The 15,981-nt window shown below is 73.5% G+C and carries 18 protein-coding genes; 12 read left to right on the top strand and 6 right to left on the bottom strand.

Annotated elements, in window-relative coordinates; translation table 11 throughout:
* Positions 1-511 precede the first annotated feature (511 nt).
* The 4 genes from purU to DB033_RS20690 are packed head-to-tail and all read right to left on the bottom strand — an operon-like array spanning position 512 to position 3,147.
* Positions 512-1,393: a formyltetrahydrofolate deformylase gene (gene purU, locus DB033_RS11125; protein ID WP_111766725.1), complete on the bottom strand. Its 882-nt coding sequence runs from the start codon at positions 1,391-1,393 to the stop codon at positions 512-514.
* Between the two features lie 22 nt (positions 1,394-1,415).
* Positions 1,416-1,763 (bottom strand): hypothetical protein, encoded by a 348-nt coding sequence (locus DB033_RS11120; protein ID WP_157970637.1) that lies wholly within the window; start codon positions 1,761-1,763, stop codon positions 1,416-1,418.
* Between the two features lie 59 nt (positions 1,764-1,822).
* A complete protein-coding gene (locus DB033_RS11115) occupies positions 1,823-2,650 on the bottom strand; it encodes a hypothetical protein (protein WP_240615837.1) in 828 nt (275 codons plus the stop codon).
* Positions 2,647-3,147: a DUF2505 domain-containing protein gene (locus tag DB033_RS20690; RefSeq protein ID WP_157970636.1), complete on the bottom strand. Its 501-nt coding sequence runs from the start codon at positions 3,145-3,147 to the stop codon at positions 2,647-2,649. The genes DB033_RS11115 and DB033_RS20690 overlap by 4 nt, the downstream gene beginning before the upstream one ends.
* Positions 3,148-3,752: 605 nt before the next feature.
* Between DB033_RS20690 and DB033_RS11105 the strand changes: the two genes are divergently transcribed.
* From DB033_RS11105 to DB033_RS11085, 5 genes are all read left to right on the top strand, one after another.
* On the top strand, positions 3,753-4,802 hold the full coding sequence (locus DB033_RS11105; RefSeq protein WP_111766722.1) for a UDP-N-acetylmuramate dehydrogenase: 1,050 nt from the start codon (positions 3,753-3,755) through the stop codon (positions 4,800-4,802).
* A 154-nt stretch (positions 4,803-4,956) separates the two neighbouring features.
* Positions 4,957-6,252 carry a L,D-transpeptidase gene (locus DB033_RS11100; RefSeq protein WP_157970635.1) on the top strand — a complete coding sequence of 432 codons (1,296 nt, stop codon included), beginning with the start codon at positions 4,957-4,959 and terminating at the stop codon, positions 6,250-6,252.
* Positions 6,253-6,291: 39 nt separating this feature from the next.
* Complete coding sequence (gene mshA, locus DB033_RS11095) at positions 6,292-7,542, top strand: D-inositol-3-phosphate glycosyltransferase (protein ID WP_111766720.1); 1,251 nt, start codon at positions 6,292-6,294, stop codon at positions 7,540-7,542.
* Positions 7,539-8,036 carry a type III secretion system chaperone family protein gene (locus DB033_RS11090; protein WP_111766719.1) on the top strand — a complete coding sequence of 166 codons (498 nt, stop codon included), beginning with the start codon at positions 7,539-7,541 and terminating at the stop codon, positions 8,034-8,036. Before mshA ends, DB033_RS11090 begins: the two co-directional genes overlap by 4 nt.
* Positions 8,033-8,584: a DUF6328 family protein gene (locus DB033_RS11085; protein ID WP_240615836.1), complete on the top strand. Its 552-nt coding sequence runs from the start codon at positions 8,033-8,035 to the stop codon at positions 8,582-8,584. The genes DB033_RS11090 and DB033_RS11085 overlap by 4 nt, the downstream gene beginning before the upstream one ends.
* A 28-nt stretch (positions 8,585-8,612) precedes the next feature.
* Here DB033_RS11085 and DB033_RS20950 read toward each other — a convergent pair whose 3' ends face one another.
* A complete protein-coding gene (locus tag DB033_RS20950) occupies positions 8,613-9,560 on the bottom strand; it encodes a LysR family transcriptional regulator (RefSeq protein WP_170315517.1) in 948 nt (315 codons plus the stop codon).
* Between the two features lie 72 nt (positions 9,561-9,632).
* Between DB033_RS20950 and DB033_RS20945 the strand changes: the two genes are divergently transcribed.
* The 3 genes from DB033_RS20945 to DB033_RS11065 all read left to right on the top strand — a co-directional run bounded on the left by DB033_RS20945 (position 9,633) and on the right by DB033_RS11065 (position 11,353).
* The gene (locus DB033_RS20945) at positions 9,633-9,773 is read left to right on the top strand and encodes a hypothetical protein (RefSeq protein ID WP_170315516.1); all 141 of its coding nucleotides are present in this window, start codon (positions 9,633-9,635) and stop codon (positions 9,771-9,773) included.
* Positions 9,774-9,858: 85 nt separating this feature from the next.
* Positions 9,859-10,644, top strand: coding sequence for a DUF2199 domain-containing protein (locus DB033_RS11070; protein ID WP_111766717.1), 786 nt, complete (start codon positions 9,859-9,861; stop codon positions 10,642-10,644).
* Between the two features lie 67 nt (positions 10,645-10,711).
* Positions 10,712-11,353 (top strand): trimeric intracellular cation channel family protein, encoded by a 642-nt coding sequence (locus DB033_RS11065; protein ID WP_111766716.1) that lies wholly within the window; start codon positions 10,712-10,714, stop codon positions 11,351-11,353.
* Between the two features lie 6 nt (positions 11,354-11,359).
* Here the strand turns inward: DB033_RS11065 and DB033_RS11060 are convergent, their stop codons facing one another.
* A complete protein-coding gene (locus tag DB033_RS11060) occupies positions 11,360-11,929 on the bottom strand; it encodes a TIGR03086 family metal-binding protein (protein ID WP_157970632.1) in 570 nt (189 codons plus the stop codon).
* A 147-nt stretch (positions 11,930-12,076) separates the two neighbouring features.
* Here DB033_RS11060 and DB033_RS11055 point away from each other — a divergent pair, with 147 nt between their 5' ends.
* The 4 genes from DB033_RS11055 to DB033_RS11040 all read left to right on the top strand — a co-directional run bounded on the left by DB033_RS11055 (position 12,077) and on the right by DB033_RS11040 (position 15,981).
* Positions 12,077-13,102, top strand: coding sequence for a DUF4349 domain-containing protein (locus DB033_RS11055; protein ID WP_111766714.1), 1,026 nt, complete (start codon positions 12,077-12,079; stop codon positions 13,100-13,102).
* A gap of 51 nt (positions 13,103-13,153) precedes the next feature.
* Positions 13,154-13,897, top strand: coding sequence for a phosphoglyceromutase (locus tag DB033_RS11050; RefSeq protein ID WP_111766713.1), 744 nt, complete (start codon positions 13,154-13,156; stop codon positions 13,895-13,897).
* A 156-nt stretch (positions 13,898-14,053) separates the two neighbouring features.
* Positions 14,054-15,304 (top strand): sensor histidine kinase, encoded by a 1,251-nt coding sequence (locus tag DB033_RS11045; RefSeq protein ID WP_111766712.1) that lies wholly within the window; start codon positions 14,054-14,056, stop codon positions 15,302-15,304.
* Positions 15,301-15,981, top strand: a complete 681-nt coding sequence (locus DB033_RS11040) for a response regulator transcription factor (protein ID WP_111766711.1) — start codon at positions 15,301-15,303, stop codon at positions 15,979-15,981. The genes DB033_RS11045 and DB033_RS11040 overlap by 4 nt, the downstream gene beginning before the upstream one ends.

Here is a 15,981-nt window from a genome sequence, read left to right as displayed (position 1 = left end):
GGCCCACTGCGGGCAGGGGCCCGCAGGGGAGAAGACACCTCCACTGCGGGAAGGGCCTCCGCTGGAGGAAGGTGCCCCGCCGCGGGAAGGCTGCGGGGGAGGGTTCGCCACCGGGAATCCCGTGGCCGGAAACTGCGGCCCCGGGTCCGACCGTCTCGCGGGCAGCGGGGCCACCGGAGGGACGGCACCGGGAAGGGGCCCTGCCGCGGGGAGGGGCCCCGCCGCCGGAAGGGCCCGCTGCGGGGAGGATTCGCCACCGGGAACGCCGTGGCCGGGAGCTGCGGCCCCGGCTGCGACCGTCTCACGGCCGCCCACACCGCCGCCGGGTCCGGACGCGGAAGGTCACGGCCGCCCACACCGCCGTCGGGTGCGGACGCGGGAGGTCATAGCCGCCCACACCGCCGTCGGCTCCGGACGCGGGAGGTCACGGCCGCCCACACTGCCGCCGCGTGCGGACGCGGGCGGTCACCGCCGCCCACACCGCCGGGCGGCCGGCGTCGACGCCGGACGCTCAACGGAAGACGACCGTCCGCAGCCCGTCGCGGAACACCCGGTCCTGCAGGTGCGCCACCAGCCCGTTGAACAGCACCGAACGTTCGATGTCGCGCCCACGGCGGATCATCACCGCGGGGGAGTCGGTGTGGTCGACGTGGATGACGTCCTGCTCGATGATCGGGCCGGCGTCGAGCTCGGCGGTCACGTAGTGGCAGGTCGCCCCGATGAGTTTCACGCCGCGGGCGTAGGCCTGGTGGTACGGGCGCGCCCCGCGGAACGACGGCAGGAACCCGTGGTGGATGTTGATCAGCAGCCCGTCCCACGCTGCGCAGAGGTCGGCCGGGACGACCTGCATGAACCGGGCCAGCACGATGGCGTCGGGGGTGGCCGCCTCGGCCAGCCGGCGGATCTCGGCGAACGCGGCCTGCTTGCCGTCGGCGTCGGACGGCACCGGGACGTGCACGAACGGGATGCCGAACATCGTCGCCACCGGCTCGAGATCGGCGTGGTTGCCGATGACGAGCGGGATGTCGACGTCGAGCTCGCCGGAGTGCCAGCGGCCGAGGATGTCGTACAGGCAGTGACCCTCGCGGCTGACCAGCAGCACCATCCGCTTGCGAACCGCGGTGTCCACCACCTGCACGTGGTCGGCGGCGAGCCGGTCGGCGACGGCTGCGAACCGGTCGCGGAGCTCGTCGACACCGAAGTCCAGCGAGTCGGCGCGGATCTCCTGGCGGGTGAAGAACCGTCCGCTCTCCTCGTCGGAGTGGTAGGCGGCGTCGACGATCCAGCCGCCGATCTCGGCCAGGAAGCTCGTGATACCGGCGATGATGCCGGTGCCGTCCGGGCAGGCGAGAGTGAGCACGTAGCGGCGGTCGGGCAGCGCGGGAGCAGACACGATCCGACATCGTCCCACGGCCTCAGCCGAAGGGCGTCCGCCACGGCAGCGGGAGTCCGGCCACCACCGCGAGGAAGTACAGGTGCGGGACGGCGAACGACAGCACCGACCCCCACACGAACCGACGCCGCGACAGGTCCGGCACCAGTCGCCGCAGACCGGCGTTGACCACGGTCCCCGCCAGCACGACCGCGCCGACCGCGGCGGCTGCGCCCACCGCCGACAGCACCGGTCCCGGCTCGTCACCGTGGCCGACGCTGTCCAGCAGCAGGACGGCGAGCAGCGTGCCGGGCACCGCCCACCAGCCGGCGTAGCCGCTGACGGCCACCCAGAGCACGGCCTGCACCGCCCGCCGGACCGGGCCCCACACCGGACGCGTCCGCGGGCTCCGGTCGCGGGCCCCGTCGGTCGTCGACCACGGACCCCCGCTCATCCGGACGCGACCGCCGACCAGGCGACGGTCAGCTCGCCGAAACGGTGCCGGCGCGGGGTGGACAGCACCGGCCAGGACGGTGCCAGCGCCGCGGCCGCCGCCGTCCAGCGCTGCCGCGGGCCGAACACGGCGAGCGGCGCGGCGGTGTCCCACGCCGCGCCGAGCGCCGCCAGCAGGGCGTGCACCGGCCGGCCCGGGACGTTGTGGTGGATGAGGGCCTTCGGCAGCCGCTCGGCGATCGACCGGGGGTGGTCCAGGTGCTGCACCGAGCACGACAGGGTGAGGCTGACCGGCCCGGCGCCGTCCAGCAGCACCCAGCTGCCGAGCCGCCCGACCTCGTCGCAGGTTCCCTCGACCAGCAGCCCACCGGGCGCGAGCCGTCCGCACAGCTCCGTCCAGGCGGTGGTCGCGGCGGCCTCGTCGTACTGGCGCAGCACGTTCATCGCCCGCACCAGCTGCGGCCGCCGGCCGGCGAGCTCGAACCCCCCACGGGCGAAGTCCAGCCGCGGCGGGTCGGCGACGGCGACCCCGGCCGCGACCCGGTCGGGGTCGATCTCCAGGCCGAGCATCCGGGTGCGCGGGAACCGCGCCTGCAGCCGGTCGGCCAGCTCGACCGTCGTCACCGGCGTCGCCCCGTACCCGAGGTCGACCGCCAGCGCGTCCGGGTCGCCCAGGACGGCGGCGACGCGTTCGTGCGCGACGATCCAGTTGTCGTTGCGGCGCAACCGGTTCGGGTTGGTGGTGCCGCGGGTGGGCGCACCGAGGGTGCGGGCCCGGCCGGCCGCGTACCGGCGGATCCGCGGCGGCGGCGGAGCCGGGCTCACCCGGCGAGCTGCTCCCGGGTGAACGCCTCCTCGCGGTCGAGCAGCTCACCGACCTGTTCGACGACGACCTTCTCGACCTTCCCGCCGAACATCGGGATCGGCACCGTGGCGTCGGCCAGCACCGTCAGCACCGAACCGCCGGTCGGGTCGTCGGACAGCGTCATGGTGCCCTTCATCGAGGCCGGGGCGCCGTGGATGGTGACCTTCAGGTCGGCGGTGTAACCGTCGGCCGCGGGACGCCAGCTCTCGGTGCGCTGCGTCGACAGGTCGCCGTTGATGAACGACGCCACCACCGAGGGCAGCTTCGACGCCGGGATGCCCTGCCGGGTCACGACGACCACGCCGCCGTCGTCGCTGAGGTCCAGCGACATCACCTGCGGGTCCAGGCCGCCGGTCGCCGCCAGTCGTGCCTCGAGGAAGCCGCGGTCGCTGAACAGCGCGTAGACGGCGGTGGCCGGGGCGGGGTAGCGCTGGGTGGCGGTGAACGTGGTCGGCACGGGGCAACCTCCGGGGCGTGGGGACGGGTGCTCCGGTCGGGAGCGCGGACAGCCCCGACATCCTCGCCGCCGCCGCGCGGCCGGTGCAACCGACGCGCGGGCGTCGCCTCGCCAGCGGCCCCGGGCCGGCGCAGGCCGGCGTAGGGCGGTGCACCCGACGTGCGGGCGGGCGCCGCTGTTGGCGGCCTCGGGCCGGCGTAGGCCGGTGCACCCGACGCGCGGGCGTCGCTTCGCCTGCGGCCTCGGGCCGGCGAAGGGCGGTGCAACCGACGCGCGGGCGTCGCTTCGCCTGCGGTCTCGGGCCCGCGAAGGGCGGTGCATCGCACGCGCGGGCGCCGCCCCTCCCGCGGCCCCGGGCCGGCGTGGGCCGGTGGACCCGACGCGCGGGCGCCGCCCCTCCCGCGGCCCCGGGCCGGCGTAGGCCGGCGCACCAGGCGCACGGGCGTCGCCCATCCCGCGGCCCCGGGCCGGCGTAGGCCGGTGCACCAGGCGCACGGGCCTCGCTGCCGGGGGCCCGGGCCGGAGAAAGGGCGGTGCGGCACGGCCCGCCGTCCTGCGTGAGCCGTCACGGCCGCCCCGGCGCGCGCGCCCACTAGGTTGGAGCCGTGACCGCGCCGGTGGAGTTGTCCGACCTGACCACCCTCGGTCTCGGCGGCCCCGCCACCGAACTGATCGTCGGCGACACCGACGCGACCGTCATCTCCGCCCTGGACGGCCTGGCCGACCGCGGCGCCCCGGTGTTGCTGGTGGCGGGCGGCTCGAATCTCGTGGTCGCCGACGCCGGGGTCGACCACCCCGTGCTGCGGATCGCCACCACCGGCGTGTCCGCCGATCGCGACGGCGACGATCTCGTGGTGACCGCCGCGGCGGGCGAGAACTGGGAGCGGGTCGTCGAGCAGTTCACCGCCGACGGCTGGTCGGGCCTGGAGATGCTCTCCGGCATCCCCGGTTCCACCGGGGCGACCCCCATCCAGAACGTCGGTGCGTACGGCGTCGAGCTGAGCGACATCCTCGTCGACGTGGACGTTTACGACCGCACCACCCGGACGGTCCGGACGCTGCCCGCCGCCGACCTGGGCCTGGGCTACCGCAGCAGCGTGCTCCGTGGGTCGACCGATCTGGTGGTGCTGCGGGTCCGGATGCGCCTCACCCGCAGCCACCACGCCATCCGCTACGCCGAGCTCGCCGCCACCCTCGGTGTCGCGCCCGGGCACACCGCGCCGCCGGCCGAGGTCCGGCAGGCGGTGCTGTCACTGCGTCGAGGCAAGGGGATGGTGCTCGACCCGGCCGACCCCGACACCCGCAGCGTCGGGTCGTTCTTCACCAACCCGCTGCTGGACGACGACGCCCTCGCCGCCGCGCACACCGCGATCACCGGCCGGCTCGGCGCCGACGTGCGCTACCCGCGCTATCCGGCGGGACCCGCCACCAAGCTCTCGGCGGCCTGGCTGATCGAGCGGGCGGGCTTCGGCAAGGGGTTCGCGCTGCCCCGCGGCGGCGCCGCGATCTCGTCCAAGCACACGTTGGCGCTGACCAACCGGGGTGGCAGCACCGAGGACCTGCTCGCCCTGGCCCGGCACGTCCGGGACGGGGTGCAGGCGGCGTTCGCGGTGCGGCTGCACGCCGAGCCGATCCTGGTCGGGGTCGCGCTGTAGCCGTTCCGTTCCCGTTCCGCCGTCGTTTCGTAGCCCCGGTCGTGCCGTCGCCGACCGCCCTGCCGGCGCGACTGCCGTTACCGTGGAGGACGGAACCACGACCGGTGCGGCCCGCCAGGGGGATGCCGCCGGGACCGGAAGAGGAGTCGTCAGAGTGTCTGTGTCACGTTGGCTGCGGGAGAGCACCGTCAACCGCCGGAAGTTCCTCGGCCAGGCCGGCGCGATGTCGGCCGTGCTGGCGACGGCGGCGTGTTCGTCCACCGGTCCGGTCGTCATCACCCAGACCGTGACCCCGGGCCAGCCGACGTCCTCCGGCGGGGTCACCGTCCCGCCGGCCGGGGGGACGACCCCCGGTGCACCCGCGGCGGGAACCACCCCCGTCACCAACGCCCGGATCATCGCCTCGCCGAAGTTCGGCACCGCCGACATGGCCCCGACCGCCGGGGTCACGATCACCACCTTCAACGCCACGATCGACGAGCTCACCGTGACCGGCTCGGACGGTGCGGTGGTCAACGGCGCCCTCGACTCCGGCGGCGCGACGTGGACGCTGTCGGACCGGCTGAAGTTCAACACCGTGTACACCTTCGCCGGCACCGCCACCGACACCGCCGGCACCCAGGTCCCGATCGACGGGACGCTGACCACGGTGAACCCGTCGTCGACGATGGGCCTGAACTGGGTGGTCGAGGAGGCGGGTACCTACGGCGTGGGACAGCCGATCATCGTCGTCTTCGACGGTCAGGTGTCCAATCAGGCCGCCGCAGAGAAGGCGCTCACGGTCACCACCGACAAGGGCGACATCGTCGGGTCGTGGGGGTGGCTGCAGGACGAGGACATCCAGGGCAAGGGCCTGCAGTCCCAGGTGCACTGGCGGCCCAAGGAGTTCTGGCCGGCCAACACCAAGGTCACCGTGCAGGCCGACATGTACGGCGTGGACTTCGGCAACGGCTCGTGGGGCGGAACCGACGTCACCCGCAACTTCACCATCGGCCGGTCGCTGGTCGTCACCGCCGACGTGAACTCCTTCCGGCTCAAGGTCGAGCAGGACGGCGTGCAGATCCGCGACTACCCGGTCTCCTACGGCAAGGGCGACGACGACCGCGCCACCCGCAGCGGCATCCACCTGGTGCAGCGCAAGTACCCCGACTACGACATGTGCAACGCCCGGTTCAACTACTGCGGCGTCAAGGTCACCTGGGCCGTCCGGATCAACAACAACGGCGAGTTCATCCACGAGAACGACAGCACGATCCCGTACCAGGGCATCGCCAACGTCAGCCACGGCTGCGTGAACATGAGCACCGCCAACGCCAAGGACTTCTACGACATGGCGATCATCGGCGACCCGGTGATCGTCTCCGGCACCGGCGTGGACATGAGCGAGCAGGACTTCATCTACGACTGGATCTACAGCTACGACCGCTGGAAGGGCCTGTCCGCGCTGTAGCGCGTCGAGAGTTCCGCCGCGCCGGGGCATAGTGCAGGGATGACCATCCGCCGGCTGGCTGCGATCTCTCTGCACACCTCACCCCTGGCCCAACCCGGCACCGGTGACGCCGGCGGCATGAACGTCTACATCGAGGCCACCGCCCGCCGGCTCGCCGCCCGCGGGGTCGAGGTGGAGATCTTCACCCGCGCCACCTCGTCGGCCGACGCCCCCGTCGCCGAGCTGGTGCCCGGCGTCACCGTGCGGCACATCGTCGCCGGCCCCTTCGAAGGGCTGGAGAAGAACGACCTGCCCGGTCAGCTGTGCTCGTTCGCCGCCGGGGTGATGCGCGCCGAGGCCCGCCGCGACCCCGGTTGGTACGACGTCATCCACTCGCACTACTGGCTGTCGGGGCAGGTGGGCTTCCTGGCCAAGGACCGCTGGGCGGTGCCGCTGGTGCACACCGCGCACACGCTGGCCCGGGTCAAGAACGCCCAGCTGGCCGACGGTGACAGCCCCGAGCCGCCCGGTCGGCTGATCGGCGAGGACCAGGTGGTGGCCGAGGCCGACCGGCTGGTCGCCAACACCGAGGTGGAGCGCGACGAGTTGGTGCAGCTCTACGGCGCCGATCCGGCCCGGGTCGACGTGGTGCCGCCCGGGGTCGACACCGACGTCTTCGCCCCCGGCGACCGGCGGGCCGCGCGTGTCCGGCTGGGGCTCGGCACCGACGAGCGGGTGGTGGTGTTCGCCGGCCGCATCCAGCCGCTCAAGGGACCCGACGTGCTGCTGCGGGCGGCCGCGGTGCTCCGGCAGCGGTATCCGGACGAGCGGTGGCGGATCGTCGTCGTCGGCGGCCTGTCGGGAGTGGGCCGCGTCGGACCGCACGGGCTCGCCGGGATGGCGGCCGGCCTGGGCATCGCCGACCTGGTGACCTTCCTCCCGCCGCAGCCGCGGGAGCAGTTGGCCGAGGTGTTCCGGGCCGCGGATGCGGTCGCGGTGCCCAGCTACAACGAATCCTTCGGGTTGGTCGCGCTGGAGGCCCAGGCCTGCGGCACGCCGGTGGTGGCCGCGGCGGTCGGTGGCCTGCGGGTGGCCGTGCAGGACGGCGTGACCGGGGTCCTCGTGGACGGCCACGACGCCGACGACTGGGCGACGGCGCTGGCCGGGGTGGTGCGCGACCCCGGCCGCCGCGACCACCTGGCCGGCGCGGCGCGGGCCCAGGCCGAGAAGTTCTCCTGGGACGCCACCGCCGAGGGCCTGCTGGGCAGCTACGAACGGGCCGAGGACCAGCTGCGGGCGGTGGTCCGGTGACCGATCACCGCGCGCTGGTGACCGCCGCGCTGACCGAGGCCGAGGTGCCGTTCACCGAGCCGGAGCCCGGGGCGTTCCTGCTGACGCTGCCGGGTGAGCGCCGCCACCGGACGCTGGTCTGGCTGCTGATCGGCGACCACGAGCTGCTGGTGGAGTCGTTCGTCTGCCGCCAGCCCGACGAGAACCACGAAGGCGTCTACCGGTACCTGTTGCAGCGCAACGCCAAGCTGCGCACGGTCGCCTACTGCCTGGACGCCCTGGGGGACATCCACCTGGTCGGCCGGCTCGGGTTGACCACGCTCACGGCGGCCGAGATCGACACCACCCTGGGGGTGCTGCTCACCGCATCCGACGCCGACTTCAACCCCATCCTGGAACGCGGCTTCGCCTCGTCGATCCGGCGGGAGTGGGCGTGGCGGACCGAGACCGGACAGTCGGTCAAGAACCTGCAGGCCTTCCGGCGGCTCATCGAGTCCGGGGACACCGGGTCATGAGCGACGCGCCGACCGGCGGCAGCGGACGGCACAGCGCCGACCTCGACGGTCCGGCGCGCGGCGTCCGGATGCCCGACGAGGAGTGGGACCGCGACGCGCGCAACGAGACGACCACCGAGCGGCTGGACCGCAACTGGGTCGACCTGCTGCAGGAGCTGCGCGTGGTGCAGACCGGTGTGCAGCTGCTCACCGGCTTCCTGCTGACGCTGCCGTTCCAGCAACGGTTCACCGAACTGAGCACCTTCGGCCGGGTGCTCTACATCATCACCGTCGCAGCGTCCGTGCTGGCCACCGGTCTGCTGGTGGCGCCGGTGATGATCCACCGGCTGCTGTTCCGCCGGCACGCCCGGCACACCATGGTCAGCGCCGCGCACCGGCTCGCCGTCGCCGGCACCACCTTCCTCGGTGTCGCGATGATCGGGGTGGTGCTGCTGGTCTTCGACGTCGTGTTCGGCCGCACCCCCGGCATCGTCGCGGCGTCGGTGGCCGCGGTGATGCTGCTGGCGCTGTGGTGCGTGCTGCCGTTGTCGCTGCGCCGCCGACGCTGACGGCCACGCCGGACCCGCGGCCCGCCGGTCAGACCAGGACCGGCAGTGCCCGCAGATCGTCGAGGGGGGCCACCCCGGACGCCGCCACCTCGCGCAGCACCGCGAGCACCGGCGCGATGTGCGGCTGGTTGCCGGTGCCGGCCCGGTACTGCACCTCGATCCGGCGCGCGATCGGCGGCCCGGCGATCGGCAGGATGGCCACCGGCTCGTGCCGGAACGGACCCTGCGCGAGCCGGGGCAGCAGCCCGACCGCGGCGCCGGCGGCGATCAGCGCGACGAAGCCGGTGTAGTCCTCGGCCTGGTGGCGGGTGCGGGGCGAGAAGCCGGCCCGCGCGCAGGCGTCCTGGGCGATGACCAGGCACGCGGACGCGCTCATCCCGAGGATCCAGTCGTCGCCGGCCAGGTCGGCCAGCTCGACCTCGGACCGGTCGGCCAGCGGATGGTCCAGCGGCAGCACCACGTCGAGGATGTCGTCCACCACGTGCCAGTGCTCCAGCCGGGCGTCCTCGGCGCCCGCCACCGACGCGCCTGCGGTCAGGGTCAGCGCCACGTCGACGCGCCGGGCGAGCAGCGCGTCGACGGTGTCCTCGGGGTCGATCTGGATGATCTCCACCCGCAGTCCCGAGCTCGTCTCGATCCGGCGCAGCAGCGGCGCGGCGAGCCCGCGGATGGCGGTGGCGAAGGCGCCGACCCGCACGGTTCCCGCCTCGCCGTCGCGGAACCGGGCGAGGTCGGACTCGGCGTGCTCGAGGTGGGTGAAGATCTCGTGCGCGTGCCGCAGCAGCAGCTCGGCCGCGGCGGTCAGCCGCACCCGGCGCCCGTCCGGCTCGATCATCGGGGTGCCGACCTCGCGGGACAGCGACGCCAGCTGCTGACTGACCGCGGACGGCGTCAGGTGCACCGCGGCCGCGGTGGCGGCCACCGTGCCGCAGCGGGCGAGTTCACGCAGGATCTCCAGTCGGCGCAGATCGATCATGCAGCTGAGCTTAGCGTTACCGTGCAGAACAAACAGATGGACGTGGGCATTGGAGAGGTCGACCATCGATTCATGACGATCCTCGTGTTCTTCCTCCTGGCCCTGCTCCTCTACGCCGCCGCCCGCCGCTGGGGCGCCGACACCCGTGCCTCGCGGCAGTGGGAATGGGACCCACCGCAGTCGGGCGCCGGCGGGTGGGCGACACCGCACTGACCCGGCCGGGTCCCCGCGGCTGGCTACGCTGCTGGATGCTGACCGGTGCCCGCCGGGCGTCGGCGGCCCGACGACAGGTGACCGCGTGACGGCCGTGCCCGACTCCCTCGACCCCACCCTGCAGGGCTTCGTGTGTACCCACGTCCGCGAAGGTGAACTGCCGGTGCTGGTGGTGTCTCGGCTGTACGACGAGCTCGACCCCGAGGACGGGCCCGACTGGATGTTCTCCTGCGGCGCCGGCGACCACGGTCCGCACGAGGTCGTCACGGCCCCCGTCGGAGAGGTCCTCACCGCGGACCCCTCGCTCGGCGACATCGTGGACCTGCAGCCGCAGGAGACCGCCGAACGCGAAGCCCCGGGCGAGCCGTGGACGCGCGCCGAGCCGGGGGAGCCGTGCGCCCTCTGCGGCCGGTCGGCGGCCGCGCACGGACAGGACCCGCGGTTCGTGCTGCCCGACCGCATCGCCGCGCTGCCCGACCGGGAGTACACCCCGGGCATCGCGATGACCGGCGAGACCGCCGAGGACTCCGTGCTGCTCAAGACCGAGCACGAGGGCTTCATCCGCGCGACGCTGCCGGTGCGGCTCGTCGGCGGCCTGACCGTCGAGTACGGCCTGTGGGTGGCGATCAGCCCATTGGCGCTGGAGCGCGCCTCCGAGGCCTGGACCGAGCCGGAGTACGCCGACCTGCGGCTGGCCGGCACGCTGGCCAACGCCATCCCGCCGTGGGGGCTGCTCGACGCCCCGGTGCAGCTCGCGGTGCCCGATCCCGACGAGCTGCCGGTGTGCGTCGCGTCCACCGATCCCGAGCTGCGCACGGTGCTGGCCGGCGAGTTCGACCACGACTTCGTGCTGGGCGCGGTCGGGCTCTGACCGGCGCTCGCACCGGGGCCCGCGGCTGTGGTGCACTGACCGGCGTGGACGGGCGGGGCGGTGACCGGTGCTGAGCACCCACGGCGTCGAGACGGCGCTGAACCTCGTGGGCATCCTGGCGTTCGCGCTCTCCGGAGCCCTGCTCGGGGTGCGCCGGCAGTTCGACATCGTCGGGATGGCGGTGCTCGCCACGGTCACCGCGATCGGCGGCGGCATCATCCGCGACGTGATGATCGGCGCGGTGCCGCCCGCGGCACTGAACAACCCGTCCTGGCTGGTGCTGCCGCTGGTCGCCACCCTGCTGACGTTCCGCTGGCACCCGCAGGTGCGCCGGATGCACCGGGCCGTGGAGCTGTTCGACGCGGTCGGACTGGGGGTGTTCTGCGCGACCGCGACGGTCAAGGCCATCGAGTACGGCGTGCACCCGCTCGCGTCGGTGCTGCTCGGCTGCATCACCGGGGTCGGCGGTGGCCTGATCCGCGACGTGCTCGCCGGCGTCACCCCGGCCGTGCTGCGCAAGGATTCCCGGCTCTACGTCGTGCCCGCCGTGGTCGGCTGCGCGATCGTCGCGGTGGCGTCGGCGTTCGGCCCGGTCGACATCGGGGTGCAGGCGGCCGGGGCGCTGGTCATCGTGCTGTTGCGCGGTCTGGCCCTGTGGCGCGGCTGGACCGCCCCGGTGCCCCGGATGTTCGACAGCCAGGGGGAGTGACCGTCCTCAGCGCACCAGCGTCGTCGGGGTGAAGCTCTTCCAGCGGGCGCGCCCCAGCCGGGCGAGCAGCTCGGTGAGGTCGTCGGCGCACATCACGGTCAGCATCGAGGTGCCGAACCGACCGGACGCGGTCAGCTCGTCCTCGCGGCGCTGCACGATCTCCAGCGCCACCGCCGCCAGGTCGTTGGGCACGTCGTCGTCGTCGCCGATCGCGCGGGCGAGATCCCAGGCGTGAACCGTCAACTCGACGACCCGCCGCTCCAGGTACGCCGCCGCCGGCATCGGCCCGACCGGCAGTGCCACCGTGCGGTCCAGCGCACCCGGCGCGTTCCAGGCGTCCGCCGCGGCCGCGGCCGCGGATTCCCAGTCCGGCAGCAGGTCGGCCCCGACGGCGACCGGCGGCTCACCGGTGAGCAGCGCCACCGCCTGGCGCTGACCCTCCACGACGTGCGCCACCAGCTGCCGGACGTCCCAGTCGGTGCACGGGGTGGCGTTGTCCCACTGGGCGTCGCGGATCACCCGGAGGCGGTTGTCGAACTGACGGGTCGCGGCGCGGTGTGCGGTGAGCAGGTCCATCCCTCCATCGGACCACCCTCCGGGGCCCCGCGGCAACCGGCGGCCGTTACCGGATCGCAACCGTCGCTGCGCTCCACGGCGCAACCCCGGGCCGTGGCGGTGCCGTCTGTGGCGCATCAGCAGCGTCGAGGCGGAACGGGGACGGCGATGACAGACACACGTACGACGGCACGGGTGGGGCGACGGTGGCTGCACGTGGTGGCCGCGGCCGGGGCGGCGGTGCTGCTGCTGGCGTCCTGCAGCGGCACCTCGGACGCGGCCGGCTCCACGTCCTCCGCGGCGGGGTTCCCCACCGAGGCCATGGCGTCGGCGCCGGCGAGCGCGGCGGCTGCGGAATCCGCGGGCGGTGCGGCGGTGGATGCCGCGGACGCCCAAGGCGCTGCCCCCGCCGCGGCCCCGCTGGCACTGGACAACCGGCAGATCATCCGGACCGCGGACCTGCAGATCCGGTTGACCGTCCCCGCCGACACCCCCGACGAGACGCTCGAGCAGACGCAGCAGGAGGAGCTGGACAAGGCGGTCAACAACGCCCGGGCCCAACTCCTCGCGCTGGGCGGCTTCGTCGCCGACCTGCAGCAGGCCGGCAACAGCGCCTCGCTGGTGCTGCGGGTGCCGGCCGAGAACTACGAGGCGTTCCGCACCGGCGCGCAGAAGCTCGGCGAGGTCACGTCGAGCACCGAGGCCGCCCAGGACGTCACCGAGGAGTTCACCGACGTCGAGAGCCGGATCGCCAGCATGAAGGTCAGCGTGGACCGGATGCGCACCCTGCTCGCGCAGGCCACGGTGGTCGCCGACATCATCGCCATCGAGGGCGAATTGTCCCGCCGGGAGGCCGATCTCGACTCCCTCGAGGGTCGCCGTCAGGTGCTGGCCGACCAGGTGGCGCTGGGCACCGTCAGCATGACGCTGACCGCGGTGCGGGCCGCCGCCGAGACCGCGCCGGTGGCCCCGGCGGAGGAGGACCGCAGCGGCTTCCTCGGCGGGCTGGCCGACGGCTGGAGAGGACTGAAGTCGTTCCTCACCGGCGTCGGGGTCGTGGTCGGTGCGGTGCTGCCGTTCCTGCCGCTGGTCGCGGTCGTCGCGCTGCTCGGGTGGTGGGTGCGCCGGACCGCCCGCCGGCACCGCGAGCAGCCGGTCAGCGCGCCGCGCGCGGACGATCCCACCCCCGCCTGACGCCGGTGCCCGAATGGTTCGGCGCGGGGCCGTGAGGCAGACTTCCCTCCCATGACGTCGACACTGATCCTGGTCCGCCACGGCGAGAGCACGTGGAACGATCTCGGCCTGTTCACCGGTTGGGTGGACGTGCCGTTGTCCGAGAAGGGCACCGCCGAGGCCCAGCACGCCGGGGTGCTGCTCAAGGACGCCGGGGTGCTCCCCGACGTGCTGCACACCTCGCTGCTGCGCCGGGCGATCATGACCGCCCAGCTGGCGCTGGACGCCGCGGACCGGCACTGGATCCCGGTCCGCCGGTCCTGGAAGCTCAACGAACGGCACTACGGCGACCTGCAGGGCAAGGACAAGAAGTCCACCCTGCAGACCTACGGCGAGGAGCAGTTCATGCTGTGGCGCCGCTCGTACGACACCCCGCCGCCGGCCATCAGCGACAGCAACGAGTACTCCCAGGCCGGCGACCCGCGGTACGCCGACCTCGGTGACGCCGCCCCGAAGACCGAGTGCCTGGCCGATGTGGTGGACCGGCTCCAGCCGTACCTGTACGGCGAGATCGCCGACGACCTGAAGGCCGGCAAGGTGGTGATGGTCGCCGCGCACGGCAACTCGCTGCGCGCCGTGGTCAAGCTGCTGGACGGGGTCAGCGACGCCGACATCGCCGGGCTCAACATCCCCACCGGCATCCCGTTGCGCTACGAGCTCGACGACGACCTCAAGCCCCTCACCCCGGGTGGCGAGTACCTCGATCCCGAGGCCGCCAAGGACGCCATCGCCGCGGTGGCCAACCAGGGCCGCTGAGCCGGATCTCCCGACGCCCCCGCTCCCCGCCCCGGGAGCGGGGGCGTCGCCGTTCGCCGGGCGGTCGCCGGCTGTTCGGTGCGGCGTCACGTGACGTGCGCGGCCCGTCCACCCGCATGTCAGCGGCGGTGCCGCGGAACTTCCTACGATGACTGCATGAACACCGCCGCCGTCGTGGCCGTCGCCGTCGCCGCCGGCCTCCTCGGATGGCTCGCCGCCGTCCTGGTCCTGCGTCGCAACCAGGAGGACGAACGGGACCGCACGGGCGACGGCGACCCCCTGGCCCGCGCCGTGCTGGCCGGCACCAAGAGCGGTTACGCGATCCTGGACCACCAGCAGCACGTGCTGCTGGCCAACGCCCGGGCCACCGAACTCGGTGTCGTCCGAGCCGGTTTCGCCGACGCGCGGATCGTGGAGGCGGCCGAGCGGACGCTGATCTCCGGGGAGCCGGTCGACGTCGACCTGACCGAGAAGACCGGTCGCGGCGCGCCCCGCCAGGTCCACGCCGAGGTCCGCCGGATCGACGAGGACACCGTGCTGGTGATCGGTGCGGACGAGTCGGCGGCGGTCCGCACCGAGGCGGTCCGGCGCGATTTCGTGGCCAACGTCTCGCACGAGCTGAAGACCCCGATCGGTGCCATCTCGCTGCTCGCCGAGGCCGTGCTGGACGGTGCGGACGACCCGGACACGGTGCGGCACTTCACCAGCAAGATCGCCAAGGAGTCCACCCGGCTGGGAATGCTGGTCTCGGAACTGATCTCGCTGTCGAAGCTGCAGGGCGGCGGCGACGAGTCGTTGGAGCAGACCCTCGTCGGGCTCGACGGCGTCATCGACGAGGTCATCAGCCGCACCGCCACGATCGCCGACGCGGCCGGGATCACCGTCGGCGTCGGCGGCACCCCGGGCATCTTCGTGCGTGGTGACCGGACCCTGCTGATCACCGCGCTGACCAACCTGGTCGACAACGCGGTGCACTACTCACCGGCCGGCACCCCCGTGACGATCAACCGGGTGGTCCGCGACGACACCGTCGAGCTCGCGGTCACCGACCGCGGCGCCGGCATCCCCGCCTCGCAGCAGGAGCGCGTCTTCGAGCGGTTCTTCCGGGCCGACCCGGCCCGCTCCCGCCAGACCGGGGGGACCGGCCTGGGACTGGCCATCGTCAAGCACGTCGCCGCCAACCACGGCGGCGAGGTGACGCTGTGGTCGCGGGTCGGCACCGGCTCGACGTTCACCATCCGGTTGCCCGCGACCCACCGCGGCCCGGCGACCTCGCACACGCTGGCCGGGCTGGACGCGGTGGGCGTCGACCCCGTTCGCCCGTCGTCCACCTCGGGTTCACCTTCGGCTGTTATACCGAGCAGCGTGGATCCCCTTACCGGCTCGAGCCCGGCGACCCGCTCATGACCCGCGTTCTGATCGTCGAGGACGAGGAGTCGATGGCCGATCCGCTGGCCTTCCTGCTCCGCAAGGAGGGGTTCAGCACCGCCACCGCGACCAACGGCCCGGACGCCCTCACCGAGTTCGACCGCAACGGCGCCGACATCGTGCTGCTCGACCTGATGCTCCCCGGGATGAGCGGCACCGAGGTGTGCCGCTCGCTGCGGACCCGGTCCGCGGTGCCGGTCATCATGGTCACCGCCCGGGACAGCGAGATCGACAAGGTGGTCGGCCTGGAGCTCGGCGCCGACGACTACGTCACCAAGCCCTACTCCGCGCGGGAGCTGATCGCCCGCATCCGTGCCGTCCTGCGACGAGGCACCGACGCCGAGGAGCCCGAGTCGATGGTCCTCGCGGCCGGCCCGGTGCGGATGGACGTCGAACGCCACGTGGTCGCCGTCGACGGCCGGCAGGTGCTGCTGCCGCTCAAGGAGTTCGACCTGCTGGAGTACCTGCTGCGCAACTCGGGACGGGTACTGACCCGCGGCCAGTTGATCGACCGGGTGTGGGGTGCGGACTACGTCGGCGACACCAAGACCCTCGACGTGCACGTGAAACGGCTGCGGACGAAGATCGAGCCGGACCCGACCAACCCCCGGCACCTGCTCACCATCCGCGGGCTCGGCTACAAGTTCGAGACCTGA

Origin of the sequence: Nakamurella deserti (assembly GCF_003260015.1) — a bacterium.
GTDB classification, from domain to species: domain Bacteria; phylum Actinomycetota; class Actinomycetes; order Mycobacteriales; family Nakamurellaceae; genus Nakamurella; species Nakamurella deserti.
This window is presented reverse-complemented; position numbering and strand designations above follow the sequence as displayed.

Bases quoted from the DNA above. Each gene is read 5' to 3' on its own strand.
- mshA (WP_111766720.1), top strand. From the start codon at position 6,292: ATGACCATCCGCCGGCTGGCTGCGATCTCTCTGCACACCTCACCCCTG.
- DB033_RS11085 (WP_240615836.1), top strand. From the start codon at position 8,033: ATGAGCGACGCGCCGACCGGCGGCAGCGGACGGCACAGCGCCGACCTC.
- DB033_RS20950 (WP_170315517.1), bottom strand. From the start codon at position 9,560: ATGATCGATCTGCGCCGACTGGAGATCCTGCGTGAACTCGCCCGCTGC.
- DB033_RS20945 (WP_170315516.1), top strand. From the start codon at position 9,633: ATGACGATCCTCGTGTTCTTCCTCCTGGCCCTGCTCCTCTACGCCGCC.
- DB033_RS11060 (WP_157970632.1), bottom strand. From the start codon at position 11,929: ATGGACCTGCTCACCGCACACCGCGCCGCGACCCGTCAGTTCGACAAC.
- DB033_RS11055 (WP_111766714.1), top strand. From the start codon at position 12,077: ATGACAGACACACGTACGACGGCACGGGTGGGGCGACGGTGGCTGCAC.
- DB033_RS11050 (WP_111766713.1), top strand. From the start codon at position 13,154: ATGACGTCGACACTGATCCTGGTCCGCCACGGCGAGAGCACGTGGAAC.
- DB033_RS11045 (WP_111766712.1), top strand. From the start codon at position 14,054: ATGAACACCGCCGCCGTCGTGGCCGTCGCCGTCGCCGCCGGCCTCCTC.
- DB033_RS11040 (WP_111766711.1), top strand. From the start codon at position 15,301: ATGACCCGCGTTCTGATCGTCGAGGACGAGGAGTCGATGGCCGATCCG.